Source organism: Lysobacter sp. M15, assembly GCF_022662515.1.
Classification (GTDB): Bacteria; Pseudomonadota; Gammaproteobacteria; order Xanthomonadales; family Xanthomonadaceae; genus JAKPBU01.
Window position 1 is genome coordinate 82700 of the sequence record NZ_JAKPBV010000009.1, and the last position, 17757, is coordinate 100456.

A 17757-nucleotide genomic window follows, 5' to 3' on the forward strand; every position below is an offset into this window, starting at 1 on the left:
TGCCGGGTTCTGCGGATTTCACCTCGCTCCACGTTCCATCGCATCAGCTGTCTTCTCCACACCACAACATCAAAGGTAAGCGTCATGCTGCAGGAAACCACTAACGCCGCGGCCCCGGCCGGAGGCAATGCCGCACAGGCTCTGACGCAGATGGGTGTCGACCATCTGCTGGCGGAGATGACCGCCGACCCAGGTGCCTATGCGGTGTCCTGGGCGGTGCTGATCACGCTGCTGATCATGTCCGCCTCCTCGATCTACTGGATCGTGATCAATTTCTTCAAGAACCTGGCCTTGCGCCGGAGTGCCGACCGCGTGGTCAGCACGTTCTGGGAGACGCCGAACGCGCAGGACGCGATCCGCTACATGGAAGAGCAGCCGCGTCGCGAACCGTTCTCGAAGATCGCGCTCGATGCCGCCCAGGCCGCCGCGCACCATCAGCGTCATGAAGGCTCGCGCCTGGTCGAGTCGCTGAACCGCTCGGAATTCGTGGACCGCGCCCTGCGCCAGGCCGTGACCCGCGAATCGATGAACCTGGAAAGCGGCCTGACCGTGCTCGCCACCGTGGGTTCGACCGCGCCGTTCGTCGGCCTGCTCGGTACCGTGTGGGGCATTTACGGCGCGCTGATCCGCATCGGCGCCACCGGCCAGGCTTCGATCGATGCGGTTGCAGGACCGGTGGGCGAGGCCCTGATCATGACCGCGCTCGGTCTGTTCGTGGCGATCCCGGCGGTGCTGGCGTACAACTTCTTCGTGCGCCTGAACCGCGTCACCAACAACAAGTTCGACACCTTCGCGCACGACCTGCACGACTTCTTCGCCACCGGTGCACGCGTGGGCGAAGTCGCGGTCAAGCGCTGAGCCTGACGAACTGACGGAGTCCCGACATGGCCTTCAGTAGCGGCACCGAAAGCGGTGCACCGATGTCCGAGATCAACGTCACGCCCCTCGTGGACGTGATGTTGGTGCTGCTCATCATCTTCATGATCACGGCACCGCTGATGTCGCATAAGGTCAAGGTGGAGCTTCCGCAGGCCAACCTGGACAAGAAGGACGACACGGTGCCGCCGGTGCCGCCGATCACCATCGCCGTGACCGACGACGGGAAGATCTACTGGAACGACCAGCCGATCGACAAGGGCCTGCTGGAAAGCCAGCTGTCGGTGGAAGCGCAGAAGACGCCGCAACCGGCGATCAACCTGCGCGGCGACCAGACCACCAAGTACCGCACGATCCGTGAGGTGGTCGACATCGCCCAGGCCCAGGGCATGCGCAAGGTCGGCTACGTCGCCACCCGCGAACGTCCCAACTGAGGAGAGATAGAAGATGGCATTCTCAACAGGTGGTGGCGGCGGGCCGATGGCTGACATCAACGTCACGCCCCTGGTGGACGTGATGTTGGTGCTGCTGATCATCTTCATGGTGACGGCGCCGATCATGTCGTACCCGATCGACATCGACCTTCCGCAGCGCTCACTCAACCCGCCTCCGACCACCCAGGATCCGCCCGACCCGATCCGGCTGCGCATCGACAGCGCGGGGCAGGTGTTCTGGAACGACAGCCCGACGCCGCTGTCCGCCCTGCGCAACATGATGGAAGCCGAGGTCGAACGCGATCCGAACAACCAGCCCACGCTGGAGATCGATACCGCGGACGACGCCGACTACGGCATCCTGGCCAAAGTCCTGGCCAGCGCGCGCAATGCGCAGATGCAGAAGATCGGTTTCGTCAAGAAGTAGACCCGCAAGACAGGCATGGTCCAGCGCACTGCAGCGCGCCGGACCGACGCTTACCTGACCAGCAAGTCCTTTGCGCCGCCCGTCCGGGCGGCGTTTTCTTTTGTCCGCTTTGTGAGGAGCGCCGCCCTCACGCGCCGCACACGTGCGCGGGGGTATCGCCATGGCTGCGGGAGACGGTCCCGCCTCGCCAGGGGAACGATATGGCCGCTTATTCGATGCCGTCCACACAGCACAGCGTCGCCCAGATCAACATCACCCCGCTGGTCGATGTGATGCTGGTCCTGCTAGTGATCTTCATGATCGCCGCACCGGTGGTCAGCCAGCCGATCCGCCTGGATCTGCCCGGCATGTCACCGCCGCAGCCGATCAAAACGGACGCGCCCATCGTGCTGCGCATCGACGCTGCCGGGCAGGTGTACTGGAACGGCGATGCGACGCCACTGCCGACGCTGCGCGCGATGCTGCAGGCCGAGGTCGCGCGCGATGCGCAGGCACGCATAACGCTGCAGATCGACGCCAGCGACGAGACCGATTACGGAATCGTGGCCAAGGTGTTGGCGGCGGCACGCAATGCCGAGGTCGAGCGCATCGGTTTCCTGCGCCACTAGCGACGCGTCTCCGGCGTTCGAGCGGCGCAATCGCCCGCTGGGTCAGGAACTCAAAGCACCGCTGACGATCCGCAGGTAGGCGCGCACGGTGGCATCGAGTCCGGCGTAGAGCGCTTCGCCGATCAGGGCATGACCGATCGAGACCTCCAGCACCTCCGGCACGCCGGCTAGGAAGGCAGCGAGGTTGTGCTGGTCGAGATCGTGCCCGGCGTTGACGCCGAGCCCGACCGCCTGGGCCCGGCGCGCGGTGTCGGCGCATGCGGCGATCACGGCGCCGGCATCCCCCTGCGCAAAGGCCTCGGCATACGGACCGGTGTACAACTCGATGCGATCCGCGCCGATCTGCGCCGCGCGCTCCACCGCGCTTCCGGCATCGGCGAACAGGCTGACCCGGCAGTCGAGCGCCTTGAGCGCGTCGACCAGCGGTTGCAGCGCATCGGCATCGCGGGCGAAGTCGAAACCGTGGTCCGAGGTCAGCTGTCCATCGCCGTCCGGTACCAGGGTCGCCTGCGCCGGCCGCGCCTGTTCGCACAGGGCCAGAAAGCCCGGGTAGCCCGCGCGCGGCGGCGCGAACGGATTGCCTTCGAGGTTGAATTCCACGCCGTACGCACGGGTGAGCTGCGCCAGCGCCAGCACGTCGTCGGCGCGGATGTGGCGCGCGTCGGGCCGCGGATGCACGGTGATCCCGTGCGCACCGGCATCGAGGCAGGCGCGTGCGGCTTCGACCACGTCGGGCAGCGCGCCGCCGCGCGAGTTGCGCAGCACGGCGATCTTGTTGACGTTGACGCTGAGCCGGGTCATCGCACCGGCATCACGCCGATGGCGCATCGCCACCGGATTGCGCGGCATTGCGGCGTGCGTCGGCTTGCTCGCGAAGGCGCCGCAGTTCGGCCGGATCGATCATCGCCACCTCGTCGCGCGAGCGGCTGCCCAGGCGCTGGGCCAGCAGTGCCATGACCCCGGCCACGACCAGTATCAGCGAGGCGAGCAGGCAGACGACGGCCAGCGCCATCGACGTGGTCACGAAGGCGACCGCGAACGCGGCGGCCGCCAGCAGGATCAGCAGCCAGGGCATGGCACGGGCTCCGGGTCGGGTAGGCGAAGTCTAGCGCGAGACGCAGGGTGGACGCGCCATGGAATGAGCGTGGGGCTGCAACCGAACGGAGGTCCTCCGCCGCCGCGGCGGCGCGAAGGAAAGTTGCGGCGGGCAGGCTGCTCGCGGCGCCCCTAGAGCAGAGGCGACATCAGCCGGGCCAGCGCCTCGGGCAGGCGCGCCGTCAGCAGCGGGCGGTTGCGGTCCTCGCGCACGCGCGGGGCGTGCGCGAATTCGGTTTCGATCAGCTGCGCCAGCTCCGCGGCGATGCCTGGATCGTCGAACAGCAAGGACACCTCGAAATTCAGGCGGAAGCTGCGATGGTCGAAATTGGCGCTGCCGATCAACGCGATCCTGTCGTCGACCAGCAGGGCCTTGCTGTGCAGCATGCGCGGGCCGTACTCGTAAACCTTGACGCCGGCCGCCAGCAGGTCGTCGTAGTAGGAACGCACGCACCAGGTGACCAGTCTGCTGTCGCTCATCTTTGGCACCAGCAGGCGCACGTCCAGTCCGGATAGGGCCGCCGAGGTAAGGGCCATCATCGCCGCCTCGCCCGGCACGAAATAGGGCGTCACCAGCCATATCCGCTGGCTGGCGGCGTGGATCGCGCCCACGTGCAGGCGATGGATCGCTTCCCACGACGAATCCGGGCCGGAGGTGAGCACCTGGGTATCGATCGGCCCGCCCTGCGGCTCGGGCGTCGCACGTGCGACATCTCCGACGAAATCGCGCCGCTCCGTGGCGTAGGCCCAGTCCTCGACGAACACTTCCTGCAGCGCGCGCACCGCGTCGCCTTCGATGCGCAGATGCAGGTCCCGATACGCATCCTTGCGCAGACGCTCGTCCTGCTCGTCGGTGATGTTGATGCCGCCGGTGTAGGCGATGCGACCGTCGATCACCACGATCTTGCGATGCGTGCGCAGGTTCAACCACGGACGCTTCCACAGCAGCCATGGACGCGCCGGATGGAACCACGCGATCTCGCCGCCGGCCTCCTGCAGCGGGGCGAAGAACCGGCGGCTGGCCTGTTTCGAGCCCATCGCGTCCAGCAGCAGCCGCACCCGCACGCCGGCACGCGCGCGATCGATCAGTGCGTCGCGCAGCGCGATGCCGCTGCGGTCGGGGTTGTAGATGTAGTACTCCAGGTGCACGTGATCCTGCGCCTGGGCAATGTCGCCCAGCAACGCCGGATACTTCGCGCCGCCGTCCACCAGCAGGCGCACGGCGCGCGCGGTGGTGGGTGCGATCCCGGTCGTGGCCTGGGCGAGGCTGCGCAGTTCCTGGGCCTCGTCATTTCCCTCCGCACCGGCGTATCGCGGCAGCGCGACGCGGTGCCGGCGACGCCGGGCGCGATGCCGGGTGATCTTCTGCGGGCCGAACACGTAATAGATCAGGAAGCCCAGATAGGGCAGGGCCGCCAGGCTGATCAGCCAGCTCAGGGTCGCGGCCGGCTCGCGCTTCTGCAGCACGATCCAGAACCCCAGGCCGATCAGGTAGCTGAGCCAGCCAGCGGTGAGGTAAAGACGAATGTGGGGGATCGTCCAGAACGCGCCCCACAGCTCCCGGATCGTTTCCAGCATGTGCGTCGGTCCTGTCGTCGTCGCGCTGTTTGCGACGCGGCCGGCGTAGGCTAGCCCGATGGCCGGGGAAAGCAAATTCGGCGCTCGCCGGGTGCGGATGCCTGGTGCGTCCGCGATCAAGGGGCGCGGCGCCGCGTCGCATGTCAGCGGGCGCTTCGAGAAAACCGTGAGTCGCGGCGAGGACGACGGCTGGGGCTCGCTGTACGCGCATGACGAGACCGATCTGCTGCCGCCGCTCGCCACCCAGGTTACCGAGGAACGCGCACGCAGCATCATCAGCCGCAACGATTCGCCGGATATCGGCTTCTCGCAATCGGTCAATCCCTATCGCGGCTGCGAACATGGCTGCGTCTATTGCTTCGCGCGTCCGTCGCACGCTTACCTGGACCTGTCGCCGGGGCTGGATTTCGAGACGCGTCTGTTCGCCAAGACCAATGCCGCCGAGCGCCTGCGGCATGAGCTGGCCAAGCCCGGCTACGTACCCAGCACCATCACCCTGGGCATCAATACCGACGCCTACCAGCCGATCGAGCGCCGCTACCGGGTCACTCGCGAGTGCCTGGAGGTGCTGGCCGAGTGCCGGCATCCGGTGTCCTTCGTCACCAAGTCGGCACTGATCACCCGCGATCTCGACCTGCTCGCGCTGATGGCCGCGCAGAACCTGGTCAGCGTGCATGTGTCGGTGACCACCCTCGACAACGGCCTTTCGTCCAAGCTGGAGCCGCGCGCCGCCGCGCCGCATACCCGGCTCAAGACGATCCGCACGCTGCATGAAGCCGGGGTTCCAGTCGGCGTGCTGGTGGCGCCGGTGATCCCGATGATCAGCGACCGGCACCTGGAACACATCCTCGAGGCCGCACGCGAGGCGGGTGCGCGCGATGCCGGCTACGTGCTGCTGCGCCTGCCGCACGAACTCAAGGAGGTCTGGCGCGAGTGGCTGCAGCTGCACTTCCCCGAGCGCGCCGCGCACGTGATGAGCCTGATCCGGCAGATGCGCGGCGGCAAGGATTACGACAGCCGCTTCGGCACGCGCATGCGCGGAGAAGGTCCGTTCGCCGATCTGATCGCGGCACGTTTTGCGCGGGTCTATCGCAAACTTGCCTACGCGCGGCTGCCGCCGTTGGATGCGGGCCGTTTTATCGCCCCGCGCATGCCATCGCCGCAGGCGGATCTGTTCGGCGGCTGAGGCGTAAGCAACGGGTTTCAGCGTCGCACGTGGAACCCGGCCTCGGCGACGAATGCCTCCACGTCCTCGCGCGTCGACAGATTGAAGTCGCCCGGCAGCGAATGCTTGAGGCAGGCCGCGCCCAGGCCGAAGCGGAGCCCCCCGAGCGGCTCCATCTCGCTCAACAGGCCGTGCAGAACGCCGGCCGCGAACGCGTCGCCGGTGCCGATGCGGTCGACGATCGCGCGCAATTCGTAATCCGGGCCGCGATATCGCTCACCTCCGCGTCCGAACATCAGTGCCGACAGCGAATGCCAGTCCACGCTGTGCTGGGTGCGCAGCGTGCTGGCCAGCCAGTGCAGATGCGGAAACGCGGAAAACGCCTGGGCGGCCGCTTCGGCGACGGCGGCTTCGCCTTCACTGCCCGCGTGCGTCCCGAGCACGACCGCGATGTCGCGGTGATCGGCGAACAGCAGATCGCATTCGGCAAAGATCTGGCGCAGGAGCGTGGCTGCGTCGCCGTCCCAGGCCTGCCATAGCTTGCGGCGGAAGTTGCCGTCGAACGACACCATGACCCCGCGCCGGCGCGCGGCGCGCGCCGCAGCCAGGGTCGCCTGCGCCGTGGCCTCGCCCAGCGCGGGAGTGACGCCGGACAGATGCAGCCAGTGCGCGCCTTCGAGCAGGCGCTCCCAGTCGTAGTCGGCCGAGCGGCCGAATGCCGAGTCGGCACGGTCGTACAGGACTTCACTGGGACGGTGCAGCGCACCGTGCGAGAGGAAGTACAGGCCCATGCGACCCGCGCCGGCGCGCACGTGGCCGGTATCCACGCCATGGCGGCGCAGTTCGCCTACCGCAGCTTCGCCCAGCGCATTGCCGGGGACGGTGCTCACCATCGCCGCCTCGTGGCCGAAGCGGGCGAGCGAAACCGCGACATTGGCTTCCGCGCCGCCGACGTGGACCTCAAGCCCGGGCGTCTGCAGCAAGCGCTCGCGTCCGGGCGCCGAGAGGCGCAGCAGCAGTTCTCCGAAACATACGACCCGTAGCTTCACAGCATCTCCTCACCTGGCGACCCGCGGCCACCGCGGCCCTGACCCCGCGCCAGAGTGCGCCAGGGGCTGATGGCGCAGCGCAGCATGCCTTCGCGCATTCCTTTTGCTAGGGTTTTGACCATCGGTGTCATTGAGCGTTCTGACACGATAGCAAGCGCCGCGGGTCAGTCAACACCGCACGATACAAGCAGCTGTTCATACGGGAGGGGATCCTGATGCATCACCAGCTCTCAGCAAAAAAGACACCGGTTACCTTGCTGGCCGCCGCGATCGGCCTGGCCTTGCAGATGACGGCATTCGCCGGGTTGGCCCAGGACCCGGCCGCCCCCAGCCAACCGGCCGCACAAGACGCCGCTCCGGCTGCCGCGCAGGCGGGCACACAGCCGCAAGACCCCACCAAGCTGGACACAGTGGTGGTCACCGGTTTCCGGGCGAGCCTCAACAAGGCAGTGGAACTCAAGCGCGATGCCGTGAACGCGATCGACGCGATCGTTGCGGAAGATATCGCCGACTTTCCCGACCAGAACATCGCCGAGTCCCTGCAGCGCATCCCCGGGATCACGATCACGCGCGAGTCGGGCGAGGGCCGCAACATCTCGGTGCGCGGTCTGTCGGGCGAATTCACCCGCGTGCGCATCAACGGCATCGAAGCGATCGCCGCGACCGGTGGCGAGGGCGGGCCGAATCGCGGGCGCGACTTCGACTACAACGTATTCGCCTCGGAGCTGTTCAACTCGGTCGTAGTGCAGAAGACCGCGCAGGCGAACCTCGACGAAGGCTCGCTCGGCGCCGTGGTCGACCTCAACACCGGGCAGCCGTTCGGTTACAAGCGCGGCTCCACGTTCGTGGTCTCGGGGCAGGCGCAGTACAACGATCTGGTCGACGAGGTCGCTCCACGCGTGGCCGCGCTGTACGCCTATCATGATCCTGAAGATGTCTGGGCAGTGTCGCTGTCCGCGGCGTACTCGGACGACACGACCCTGGAACTGGGCCAGAACACGGTGCGCTGGCAGGCAGCGGACTTCCGCTCCGTGCGTGGCGTCGACTGCGGCACCAACCCGACCGACGCGGGATGCGTCCAGGTCGCTGACGGCTTTCATCCGCGCATTCCCCGTTACGGTGAGATCAAGGTGGATCGCGAGCGTATCGGCGTGACCGGGAGCCTGGAGTTCCGTCCAAGCGCCGACACCCGCATGAAGCTGGACGTGCTGCATTCCAGGCTCGAGGCCGCGCGCGGCGAGAAGTATCTGGAAGTACTGTTTCGCGGCAACGAAGACGACATGGACGTGGTCGACTACACCTACGACCCGGCCACCAACAACATCACCGGCATGACGGTGGACAACGCCTGGGTGCGCACCGAGAACTTCGAGAAGGTCTGGACGACCACGTTCAACCAGTGGACGCTCGATGTCGAGCACAACTTCAACGACTCGGTCGTCGGCCATGTGCTCGCCGGCAGTGCGTCGTCGCGGCTGGAGTTTCCGCACGAGATCACCTTCATGTACGACGATCGCGATTACGACGGTTTCGTCTACGACTACAGCGACGACAAGCAGCCGCTGCTGGCCTACAAAGGCCCCGACGTGAACGATCCCGCCAACTTCCAGATGTCGGAGTTCCGCGACCGGCCGACCGACACCAGCCACAAGCTCGGCACCCTCAATGCCGACATCGAGTGGACCTTCAACACCAACTACTCGCTCGAAGCGGGCCTGAGCTACCGCAAGTTCACCTTCGAGACCTCTGGCGGCATCCGCGATGCGGGCGTTTGCGCGGCGGGGCTCTACGACTGCGACCCGGACGGAGATGGCGTTGACGACTTCTATGGGATCCCCGCCACGGGTGATCTTTCGGAGAGCTATCACTTCGACGACGATGTCGGCGGAGGCTCCACCACCACCTGGACCATCCCGGACCTCGATGCCTGGGCCGACTTCATCGACCTGGCCGGCCAGCCGCTGAGCCAGGACCAGGGCAACATCCGCAGCGTGGCCGAAGCCGATACCGGCGCTTTCGTGCAGCTCAACGGTTACAACGAGCTCGGTGGACACGACCTGCGCTGGAACATCGGTGCGCGCTACGTCGAGACCAAGCAGACCTCGCGCGGCTACAACTCCGGCGAGTTCGTGACCGTGCGACGTCCGTCGTACTCCGACTTCCTGCCGTCGCTGAACGTCGCGTTCTCGATCACGCCCGAGCTGACCTGGCGCTTCTCGGCGGCCAAAGTGATGACCCGTCCGGGGCTGGGCAATCTGTCGCCCGGCGGCGCCGTCGATGCATTCAACTACCGCATTTCCTACCAGAACCCGTTCCTGGATCCGACCCGCGCCACCGCGCTGGACACCTCGCTGGAGTGGTATTTCGCCGATGGCGCGCTGCTGTCGCTGGCGCTGTTCCACAAGGACATCGAATCGCGCCCGATCGCCACCGAGCGCGAGGGCACCTATGCCTCCACCGGCCTGCCGCTGTCGCTGTTGAATCCGACCTCGCCGGCCGGACAGGATCCGGAAGGCCGGCTCTGGGAGATCCGCACGATCGACAACGGCCCCGGTGGCAGCCTGCGCGGTGCCGAGTTGGGATTCCAGCTGCCAATGTCGGTGTTTGCGCCGGACACACCGTTCCTCCGCAACCTGGGATTCACCGGCAACTACACCTGGGTCGATTCGGAAGTGGACTACACCTTCGGCGACGAAATCGTCACCGAACGCCTGTTCGGCCTGTCGAAGCGTTCGTACAACTTCACGGCGTACTACGAAAACGACCGCTTCGACGCACGCGTCTCGGTGGCCTATCGCGACGACTATCTGACCGGGACCAGCGGCACGCGCAACCGCTTCGAAGGATTCGGCGACACCTTCAACGTCGACATGTCGATGGGCTACAAGCTCACCGACAATTTCGATGTGACCTTCGAAGCGCTCAACCTGACCGACGATTACCAGGATCGGTGGACCGATATCGACGCCATGCGCCGGTACGAGTGGGATCACACCGGTCGCGTGTACAAGCTCGGATTCCGCTACAAGTTCTGATCCGTCTGCGCGTGCTGGCCCGGCGTGCAGACGGCGCGGGGCCAGCAGCGAGGAATCTGCAGTTGCATTCGTGGCTGCCGCTTTAGTGGATGATCGGCTCCGGTATTACGGATAGATCCGCTCACGCAGTTCGGGGACGGCGTGGCTGAGCTCGTCGGCGACGATCGCCGCGAAGAAATCCGCGCCTTCCGGACCGAGGTGGGTGTAGTCGAATTGCCGCTTCGGCTGGCCGAGCAGAGGCCGGCCAGTGGGGTCCGGCGAAGCTACGGGCAGCGCAGGCGCATCGTGATCCACGGTGGTGCCGGTCTGCGCGGCGGCGTACATCCAGGACCAAGCTGGGGCCTGCGCGAAGCGCATCGACTGCGCAGGTCCGAGCGCCTGCACGGCAGCGACGCTTCGGGCGTGCAGGTCGACCAGTGGTACCTGCATGTCGTTCGCAATTCCGCGGATCACGTCGGCCCAGGGCCTGAGGTCGTCGAGCAGGCGGCCGTCCTTGAAAGCGCGCCGGGTCAGCGGAGTGAGCAGGACCGGATGCGCGCCGGCAGCACGGATCTCCTCGACATAGCGTCGCAGGTTGGCCGGGAACTCGGTGGCGATGTCGGTCGAGCGGCCCGGCTTGCCGGGCTGGTCGTTGTGCCCCAGCTGCACCAGCACCCAGACACCGTCGTAGCGGCCGACCTTCATCTCCGCCAGCGCGATGTCCCACGAACCCTCGGCGCGGTAGCTCAGCGTGCTGCGCCCGCCGCGTGCAAGATTCACGCAGGCGATGAAGGAGCTGACGTGGTGCGAGCAGAACGACGATCCCCAGCCGCTCTGCACCGCAGTGGTCGAGTCGCCAACCAGGATGATCTTGTCGGCGCGAATGGGCGCGGCAGCAGGTGGCGTCTGCTGCGCAGACGCAAGGCCGGCGGCAGCAAGCAGGGCGGCGGCGAGAGTTGCGCTTACCAACCTCATCGATCGAGTTTCCTCACAGTCATGGGTTCACATCGTTCCGCGCTGTACGAACGGCACGCGCTGGTACAGCCGGCGCTCGTCGCCGCGCGGATCGTTCTCGAGCCGGCTGGGATCGTCGAACACCATGGTTTCGCGACGCTCCAGCGAGTACGGCTTCCACGCGGGCAGCGCGGCGTGGTTCGGATTGCCGGTGCGGGCGAAGGCCAGCAGGGCATCGCTCATCCAGCGCGCCATGCGTTGCGCGCCGTCGCCCGAGCCGGTGCGCCCGCCCGGCTGATCGATGTTGTCGAATACCAGCGGAATGTCGAGGGTATGGGAGGCTCGCAATTTTTCGCCGTCGCCACCGCGCGGATACCAGTCAAGCTGGTAGGTCCAGGTCGACGCGCGACCCGGAGCAGCCTGACGGGCCCGCGCCTCGGCCTCCTCCACCGCGCCGCGCCAGGAGCGGCCTGCGGTCGTGGCGGCGAAGAACACCTCCGACGGCGTGTACTGCGGATACATGCGCCGGTACTCGGCCACGACCGTGCGCGGATCGATGTCGACAAACTGATGCCGTTCGATGTTTGCCGGCAGCTCCTCCCAACTCAGTTCGAAGTGTCGTGGATCGTAGCCGAGGAACGCGCGGGTTTCGTCGCGGGTATTGCCGATCACCATCGGGATGTGGGCTGATTGCGCCGGCGCCTGCGGCCAGAACGGATGCACCGGCAGGCCGCCGCTGTCCATCACCGGACCGAAGTACAGGCTGGTTTCCTCGACCCGGGACAAGTCGCGCACCCGTGTGGCTTCCAGCAGACGCCCGACCGGTAGCCGCAACAGGCCATCGATGTCGCCCGGCGCAAGACCCGCGGCTTCGATGAAGCGTTCGGCGCGCTGGGTGGCGGCACGGGGGCCGGCGGCGGTGACCTGCTGGCCGCTCATTGTCCATGCGCGGTGGAACAGGCTCTTCGCCGTGGGCATCGCCATTAGGGTCGCGATCTTGGCCCCGCCTCCGGATTGGCCGAACACGGTCACGTTGCCGGCATCGCCACCGAACTCGGCTGCGTGCTCGCGCACCCATTGCAGCGCCTGCACCAGATCGAGCTGGCCGACGTTGCCCGAGGCCGCGAACTTCGCGCCGCCGAGCCTGCCCAGGTACAGATAGCCGAAGGCATTGAGGCGATGATTGACGGTGATCACCACCACACCGCCGCGGCGGCACAGATTGCCGCCGTCGTAGAGCGGGTCGCTGCCGGACCCGTTGTTGTAACCGCCGCCGTGGATGTAGACCAGGACCGGCCGCTTGCCGCCGTCGCGCAGGGCCGGGGTCCAGACATTCAGATACAGGCAGTCCTCCGACGTGGGTTCGCCGGCGCCCGTCTGTGGCGATGCCGCGCCGTACGCCACAGCGTCACGCATTCCCTTCCAGGCGGGTTCCGGCAATGCCGGCAGGAAGCGGCGTGGTGCGGTATCGGCACCGTAAGGAAGACCCTTGAACACCCGCACCCCGCGGTCGATATAACCGCGCACGCGGCCGCTGCGAGTCGCCGCGACGGGACTTTCCGCTTCGACGGCGGCGTGTGCCCAGCGCGGCAAGACGATGCTCGCGCCCAGCGCGGCAGCGCCCTGCAGCAGTGCGCGGCGTCGACGATTGGCAACGTGATCGGCGGGCGTCATCGCATCTTCCCGGGTTGTGACCGGATCCAGTCCAGTGCCAGTCGCGGCCATGCCGCCAGCGGCGTGCCGGCGATCCCGCGGGTGCCGAAGCCGTGGCCCCCGTGTGGATACACATGCAGTTCGGCGGGCACGCCGGCGCGGCGCAGCGCATCGAAGAACAGCAGGCCGTTGTCCACCGTCACCGATGGATCGTCCGCGGCATGCAGGAGAAAGGTGGGTGGGGTATCCGCGCCGACCCGATGCTGCAGCGAGTACGCCGCGATCTGCGCAGGCGTCGGCGCCGTGCCGAGCAGCCGTGCGCGCGATTCGGGATGCGCATGCGTGCCCATGTCGATCACGGGATAGACCAGCAGCATGTAGTCCGGCCGCGCGCTGGCGCGGTCGATGGCATCCAACGGCGCGTACGCCGCCTCGGCATGGCGCGTACCGAGGCTGGCGGCCACGTGGCCACCGGCGGAAAAGCCCATCACGCCGATCCGATGCGCATCCACGCCCCACTCACTGGCGCGCGCGCGGATCAATCGCAGCGCGCGCTGCGCGTCCGCGAGCGATGCTTCGCGCGCGAGCGCATGGCCATCGCCGGGCAGCCGGTAGCGCAGCACGAACAGGGTTACGCCGCCGGCGTCGGCGAACGCCGGCACCAGCGCCGAGCCTTCCTTGTCGAGCACCACGCGCCGATAGCTGCCGCCCGGTACGACCAGCAGCGCGGCGCCGTTGGGACGCCTGGGCCGATGGACGACCAGGTATGGCTGGGTCACACCGGTGATGATGCGATCGGGCAACGCGGGGTCGCTGCTGCGTTCGACGATGGCTTGCTGGGCCGCGACCCGTTCGGACCCCGGTGCGACCCGGCCCGGCCACAGCCAGACACGCGAAGCCACTTCCTCTGGCGTGTCGGACGAAGGCGTCGCGGCGTCGGCAGTGCCAACGAGCATCAGGCCCAGGGCCGCCGCGTACATCAGTGGCCGCCATCGTTTTTCCGCGGCCGCGCACATCCGGTTGCGCATTCCCGAATCCACGATACCGGTCCTCAGCGCAGCGGCTCGCCGCGCTCGTAGGGCTGCAGCGGCTCCATCGTGTCCAGGTTCCATTCCGATTCGACGAACGGCCGTCGGGTCGGCTCGGGTTTGGGGTAACCGCCAACCTGGTCCTGGCTGTCGATGATCACGCCGCGGCCTTCGATCGTGTCGGCGACGAGGCGGCGGTCGACGGCGTCGCGCGCCCATGGCGTGGCGCCGGCTTCTGCGATCACCGCGTCCTGTACTTCAACCGCCGGCCGCAGCGTCACGCCGAACGGCAGCGCCGGCGCGCGTTGCGGCGCATCGACCTCGATCGGGGCGGTGGTATAGCGGCCCTGCTGCGGCAGCGGCCGGCCGATGCGGTCGACGGCGAGGTTGTCATCCAGGAACAGGTCCAGATCGCCGGAACCGCCGACGGTGAACAACGCCAGATCGCCGGTGGAAATGCCGGCGCGCATCACGTTGCCGCGCGCGGTCACCTGTCCGCGCGAGTACGGATGGCCGACCCATTCCTCCGCGATCAGGTTGTAGTGCATCGCGCGCTGTCCCGGGTTGTAGATCAGGTTGTTGATCACCTGGCCGCGTGCGCCGCCCTTGAACAGCGGATTGCGCTCGTAGTTGTGCGCATACAGGTTGCCGACGATCAGGATGTCGTTGACGTGGTCGTGGATCAACGAGCCCTTGGAGTGCTCGCCCTTGGCGTGGGTCGCGTGGGCCAGGCCTTCGGCGATGATGTTGTTGCTGAAGGTGATGCGGCGCGATGCGGCCTCCATCCACTGCCGCTCGTCCTCACCGGCAAAGCGGGTGCTCGAAGCCGACAGATTCTCGTCGGTCGCCCAGCTCAGCGAGCAATGGTCGACGATCACATCGCGCGCGCCGCGCACGGTGGTGATCGCATCGATGTCGTGGCCGGACATCTTCGCCAGGCCGCCGTCGCCCGGACGCACCCGGATGTGGCGAACGATCACGTCGTGGGTGGCGATGGTCAGCCCGCCCTTGATCAGGGTGATCCCGGGTTGTGGCGCGGTCTGGCCGGCGATGGTCAGGTACGGCTCGGCGATGCGCAGCTCCTTGAGCCCCAGGTCGATGACGCCGCCGACCTCGAACACGATGATGCGCGGCCCGGATGCTTTCACCGCTTCGGCGAACGAGCCCGGCCCCTCGGCCGCCAGCGTGGTCACCCGAATCAGCCTACCGCCGCGGCCGCCGGGCGTGTGCGCGGCCCAGCCCTGGGCGCTGGGGAACGCCGGGGTCGCGGCGGGGGATGCGGCCAACGCGAGACCCACCCCTGACAGCAGGGCCAGCAGGCAGACGACAAGCCGGCATATCGCCGTCGGGAATGGCGCCCTGCGCATCATCGATGGTTTCTCCTGATTGGCATCCGCAAAGCGTGATGCAGGCGCCGGCATGCCGCACTGCACATTGAAAATGACACCGGTTTACCATATACGAAACACCGGCGGTGCCGCGATGTGCACCGCAGCATCTGGCCGGGCGATCAGGAGGTGCCAGCTTGAGCAACAACCAGGACAGGGGCGTCGACGCGATGGACGCGGAGGAAGCCGCGATCGCTGCGCATTTCGTTGCCGCGCGCCTGCAAGGCCGCGCGCTGGCGGAATTTCCCGGCGCGATTCCTGCCGACCTGGTCGCCGCCTACCGGGTCCAGGACCATGCGATCGCGCGCTGGCCCGACCAGGTCGTCGGATGGAAGGTTGGCTATATCCAGCCGCAGCGGCGCGATGCCTCCGGCGACGAGCGCCTGCTCGGGCCGATCTTCCGCCGTCAGGTATGGCAGGCCGACGGTCGCGTCGAGCTGCCGGTGTTCGCCGGCGGTTTCGGCGCGGTCGAGGCAGAGTACGTATTGCGCCTGCTGGCCGATGCGCCCGGGGACAAGTCCGAGTGGAGCGCGCAGGAAGCCGAAGCGCTTCCGGCTGCGTTGCACATCGGCATCGAGATTGCGAGCAGCCCGTTGGCGACGATCAACGCGCTGGGACCGTGCGTCGTGGTGTCGGACTTCGGCAACAACAACGGCCTGCTCATCGGCAGCGAGATCCCCGAATGGACGCGCCTGGACGAGCATGGTCTGCGCGCGGAAACCTGGATCGACGGCGAGCGCGTCGGTATCGGCGGGGCCACGATCCTGCCGGGCGGCCTGCGCGCTGCCTATGCCTTCGCGTTGGCGCGCTCAGCCCAGCGCGGCCGGCCGCTGCGCGCCGGCGATCTGGTCGCGACCGGGAATGCCACCGGTATCCACGATATCGCCGTGGGCCAGACCGCGCTGGTGCGTTTCGACGGGCATGGCGAGATCGAAGGCCGGGCAGTCGCGGCCGCGGCTGTGGGTGGCTCCGGGTGATTGATCGCCGCCGCCTCTTCGCCGCCGGGTTCGGCCTGGCCTGCGCCGCCCCGCTACCTGCGGCGCTGGCGCGCGGCACCGGCGTGCTCACCGCCACCGACGTGCATGTCGACGGATACCCCACGGTCGAAGCAGTGCAGTGGATCGGCGAAACGCTCGCGCGCGAGACTGGTGGCCGCCTGCGCATCCGCCTGTACCACTCCGGTCAGCTCGGGCGGGAATCGGAAGCCATCGACATGGCGCGTTTCGGCGCCATCGACATCACCCGCGTCTACAGCGGCGCGCTCAACAATGCATTTCCGCTCACCCAAGCGCTGTGCCTGCCGTACGTGTTCGAGTCCGTCGCGCACCAGCGCCGTGCGCTCGATGGCAATGTCGGCGCGGCGGTGTTGCGCGGGTTCGAGGCGCGTGGCCTGGTCGGGCTGGCGATCTACGACAGTGGTGCGCGCTGCTTCTACAACACCCGACGGCCACTGCATACGCCCGCCGACCTGCGGGGGCTGAAGTTCCGGGTGCCGCCGTCGGACATCTTCCTCCAACTGCTGCGCCAGTTCGGCGCCAACCCGACGCCATTGGCCTATGGCGAGGTTTTCTCGGCGCTGGAAACCCGCCTGATCGACGGCGCGGAGAACAACATGCGCAGCTTTCATTCCAGCCGTCACTTCGAAGCCGCGGGCTACTGGTCGCAGAGTGAGCATTCATACGCCCCCGACGTGCTGCTGATCTCGCGCCGCTGCCTGGATGCAATGACGCCGGCCGATCGCGCGCTGCTACTGGACATCGCACGCGGCTCGGTGGCGGTGATGCGGCGGTTGTGGGATGCCTCGGAGCGCAGCGCGCGCGCGGCGGTGGCCGCGCATGGCGTCGCATTCAACAACGTCGACGTCCCCGCCTTCCGCAGCGCGGCGGCACCGCTGCTTGAGGATTACCTGCGCCGGCCGGAGATCGCCCCGTTGTATCGCCGCATCCGCGCATTCGCCTGAGAGAGACATGAGCCCAGAAGCACGCGAATCCAACCTGACACGATGTCAGCGCGCGCTGACACGCCTGGCGTCGTTCGCCGTGGCCATCGCCGGCATCGCCCTGCTCGGCCTGGTCGCGGTGCAGGCCTGGCAGGTCATCGCCCGCTACGTGCTCAATGATTCGCCGAGCTGGACCGAACCGGTGACCCTGCTGCTGTTGAGTACCGCGATGAGCTTCGGTGCCGCAGCCGGCGTGCTCGAGCAGCGCCATTTCCGCTTCGATCTGCTCGCACGAAGACTGCCGCCCGCGCTGCATCGCGCCTGCGATGTGCTGGGCGCCGCGGTGATCGCGGCGATCGGTGCCACCCTGGCATGGTGGGGCACGCGTCTGCTGCTCGACGGCCTGGATGTGCGCATGGCCGGCGCCGCGCTGCCGCAGAGCATCGGCTACCTGCCGCTGGCGCTGGGCGGGCTGCTGATGGTGGTGTTCGCGCTGCTGCACTGCGTACTCGCATGCACCGGCGAGCGCACCCAGGACGGGAGCTGAGG

At 67.5% G+C, this 17757-nt stretch carries 17 protein-coding genes; 9 read left to right on the top strand and 8 right to left on the bottom strand.

Annotated elements, in window-relative coordinates:
- Window positions 1–84 precede the first annotated feature (84 nt).
- The 4 genes from MC380_RS07920 to MC380_RS07935 all read left to right on the top strand — a co-directional run bounded on the left by MC380_RS07920 (window position 85) and on the right by MC380_RS07935 (window position 2345).
- A complete protein-coding gene (locus tag MC380_RS07920; protein WP_242102138.1) occupies window positions 85–858 on the top strand; it encodes a MotA/TolQ/ExbB proton channel family protein in 774 nt (257 codons plus the stop codon).
- A gap of 26 nt (window positions 859–884) precedes the next feature.
- On the top strand, window positions 885–1310 hold the full coding sequence (locus MC380_RS07925) for a biopolymer transporter ExbD (RefSeq protein ID WP_242102137.1): 426 nt from the start codon (window positions 885–887) through the stop codon (window positions 1308–1310).
- Between the two features lie 13 nt (window positions 1311–1323).
- The gene (locus MC380_RS07930; RefSeq protein ID WP_242102136.1) at window positions 1324–1737 is read left to right on the top strand and encodes a biopolymer transporter ExbD; all 414 of its coding nucleotides are present in this window, start codon (window positions 1324–1326) and stop codon (window positions 1735–1737) included.
- 200 nt (window positions 1738–1937) lie between these two features.
- Entirely contained in the window at window positions 1938–2345 is a 408-nt protein-coding gene (locus MC380_RS07935; protein WP_242164034.1) for a biopolymer transporter ExbD, read from the top strand.
- A 42-nt stretch (window positions 2346–2387) separates the two neighbouring features.
- Here MC380_RS07935 and MC380_RS07940 read toward each other — a convergent pair whose 3' ends face one another.
- From MC380_RS07940 to cls, 3 genes are all read right to left on the bottom strand, one after another.
- Window positions 2388–3146: a pyridoxine 5'-phosphate synthase gene (locus MC380_RS07940; protein WP_242164065.1), complete on the bottom strand. Its 759-nt coding sequence runs from the start codon at window positions 3144–3146 to the stop codon at window positions 2388–2390.
- A gap of 10 nt (window positions 3147–3156) precedes the next feature.
- Entirely contained in the window at window positions 3157–3420 is a 264-nt protein-coding gene (locus MC380_RS07945) for a hypothetical protein (RefSeq protein ID WP_242102133.1), read from the bottom strand.
- Between the two features lie 152 nt (window positions 3421–3572).
- A complete protein-coding gene (gene cls / locus MC380_RS07950) occupies window positions 3573–5018 on the bottom strand; it encodes a cardiolipin synthase (RefSeq protein WP_242164036.1) in 1446 nt (481 codons plus the stop codon).
- Window positions 5019–5076: 58 nt separating this feature from the next.
- On the opposite strand from cls, the gene MC380_RS07955 reads away from it, so the two are divergent.
- Entirely contained in the window at window positions 5077–6204 is a 1128-nt protein-coding gene (locus MC380_RS07955) for a PA0069 family radical SAM protein (protein ID WP_242164038.1), read from the top strand.
- Between the two features lie 17 nt (window positions 6205–6221).
- Here the strand turns inward: MC380_RS07955 and MC380_RS07960 are convergent, their stop codons facing one another.
- Complete coding sequence (locus MC380_RS07960) at window positions 6222–7232, bottom strand: sugar kinase (RefSeq protein WP_242164040.1); 1011 nt, start codon at window positions 7230–7232, stop codon at window positions 6222–6224.
- Window positions 7233–7447: 215 nt separating this feature from the next.
- Here MC380_RS07960 and MC380_RS07965 point away from each other — a divergent pair, with 215 nt between their 5' ends.
- On the top strand, window positions 7448–10267 hold the full coding sequence (locus MC380_RS07965; RefSeq protein WP_242164042.1) for a TonB-dependent receptor: 2820 nt from the start codon (window positions 7448–7450) through the stop codon (window positions 10265–10267).
- 105 nt (window positions 10268–10372) lie between these two features.
- Here MC380_RS07965 and MC380_RS07970 read toward each other — a convergent pair whose 3' ends face one another.
- The 4 genes from MC380_RS07970 to MC380_RS07985 all read right to left on the bottom strand — a co-directional run bounded on the left by MC380_RS07970 (window position 10373) and on the right by MC380_RS07985 (window position 15251).
- Complete coding sequence (locus MC380_RS07970) at window positions 10373–11221, bottom strand: rhamnogalacturonan acetylesterase (protein ID WP_242164043.1); 849 nt, start codon at window positions 11219–11221, stop codon at window positions 10373–10375.
- 27 nt (window positions 11222–11248) lie between these two features.
- Window positions 11249–12874, bottom strand: a complete 1626-nt coding sequence (locus MC380_RS07975; RefSeq protein ID WP_242164046.1) for a carboxylesterase family protein — start codon at window positions 12872–12874, stop codon at window positions 11249–11251.
- Complete coding sequence (locus tag MC380_RS07980; protein ID WP_242102950.1) at window positions 12871–13833, bottom strand: alpha/beta hydrolase; 963 nt, start codon at window positions 13831–13833, stop codon at window positions 12871–12873. Before MC380_RS07980 ends, MC380_RS07975 begins: the two co-directional genes overlap by 4 nt.
- 71 nt (window positions 13834–13904) lie before the next feature.
- Window positions 13905–15251 (bottom strand): hypothetical protein, encoded by a 1347-nt coding sequence (locus tag MC380_RS07985; protein WP_242102126.1) that lies wholly within the window; start codon window positions 15249–15251, stop codon window positions 13905–13907.
- 188 nt (window positions 15252–15439) lie between these two features.
- Between MC380_RS07985 and MC380_RS07990 the strand changes: the two genes are divergently transcribed.
- The 3 genes from MC380_RS07990 to MC380_RS08000 are packed head-to-tail and all read left to right on the top strand — an operon-like array spanning window position 15440 to window position 17755.
- Complete coding sequence (locus MC380_RS07990; RefSeq protein WP_242164066.1) at window positions 15440–16246, top strand: 2-keto-4-pentenoate hydratase; 807 nt, start codon at window positions 15440–15442, stop codon at window positions 16244–16246.
- 35 nt (window positions 16247–16281) lie between these two features.
- On the top strand, window positions 16282–17229 hold the full coding sequence (locus MC380_RS07995) for a TRAP transporter substrate-binding protein (RefSeq protein WP_242102948.1): 948 nt from the start codon (window positions 16282–16284) through the stop codon (window positions 17227–17229).
- A 7-nt stretch (window positions 17230–17236) separates the two neighbouring features.
- Window positions 17237–17755, top strand: a complete 519-nt coding sequence (locus MC380_RS08000) for a TRAP transporter small permease (RefSeq protein ID WP_242102125.1) — start codon at window positions 17237–17239, stop codon at window positions 17753–17755.
- Window positions 17756–17757: the final 2 nt, after the last annotated feature.

Coding starts and splice junctions, on each gene's coding strand:
- MC380_RS07920 (WP_242102138.1), top strand. CDS start 85: ATGCTGCAGGAAACCACTAACGCCGCGGCCCCGGCCGGAGGCAATGCC.
- MC380_RS07925 (WP_242102137.1), top strand. CDS start 885: ATGGCCTTCAGTAGCGGCACCGAAAGCGGTGCACCGATGTCCGAGATC.
- MC380_RS07930 (WP_242102136.1), top strand. CDS start 1,324: ATGGCATTCTCAACAGGTGGTGGCGGCGGGCCGATGGCTGACATCAAC.
- MC380_RS07935 (WP_242164034.1), top strand. CDS start 1,938: ATGGCCGCTTATTCGATGCCGTCCACACAGCACAGCGTCGCCCAGATC.
- MC380_RS07940 (WP_242164065.1), bottom strand. CDS start 3,146: ATGACCCGGCTCAGCGTCAACGTCAACAAGATCGCCGTGCTGCGCAAC.
- MC380_RS07945 (WP_242102133.1), bottom strand. CDS start 3,420: ATGCCCTGGCTGCTGATCCTGCTGGCGGCCGCCGCGTTCGCGGTCGCC.
- cls (WP_242164036.1), bottom strand. CDS start 5,018: ATGCTGGAAACGATCCGGGAGCTGTGGGGCGCGTTCTGGACGATCCCC.
- MC380_RS07955 (WP_242164038.1), top strand. CDS start 5,077: ATGGCCGGGGAAAGCAAATTCGGCGCTCGCCGGGTGCGGATGCCTGGT.
- MC380_RS07965 (WP_242164042.1), top strand. CDS start 7,448: ATGCATCACCAGCTCTCAGCAAAAAAGACACCGGTTACCTTGCTGGCC.
- MC380_RS07970 (WP_242164043.1), bottom strand. CDS start 11,221: ATGAGGTTGGTAAGCGCAACTCTCGCCGCCGCCCTGCTTGCTGCCGCC.
- MC380_RS07975 (WP_242164046.1), bottom strand. CDS start 12,874: ATGACGCCCGCCGATCACGTTGCCAATCGTCGACGCCGCGCACTGCTG.
- MC380_RS07980 (WP_242102950.1), bottom strand. CDS start 13,833: ATGTACGCGGCGGCCCTGGGCCTGATGCTCGTTGGCACTGCCGACGCC.
- MC380_RS07985 (WP_242102126.1), bottom strand. CDS start 15,251: ATGATGCGCAGGGCGCCATTCCCGACGGCGATATGCCGGCTTGTCGTC.
- MC380_RS07990 (WP_242164066.1), top strand. CDS start 15,440: ATGGACGCGGAGGAAGCCGCGATCGCTGCGCATTTCGTTGCCGCGCGC.
- MC380_RS08000 (WP_242102125.1), top strand. CDS start 17,237: ATGAGCCCAGAAGCACGCGAATCCAACCTGACACGATGTCAGCGCGCG.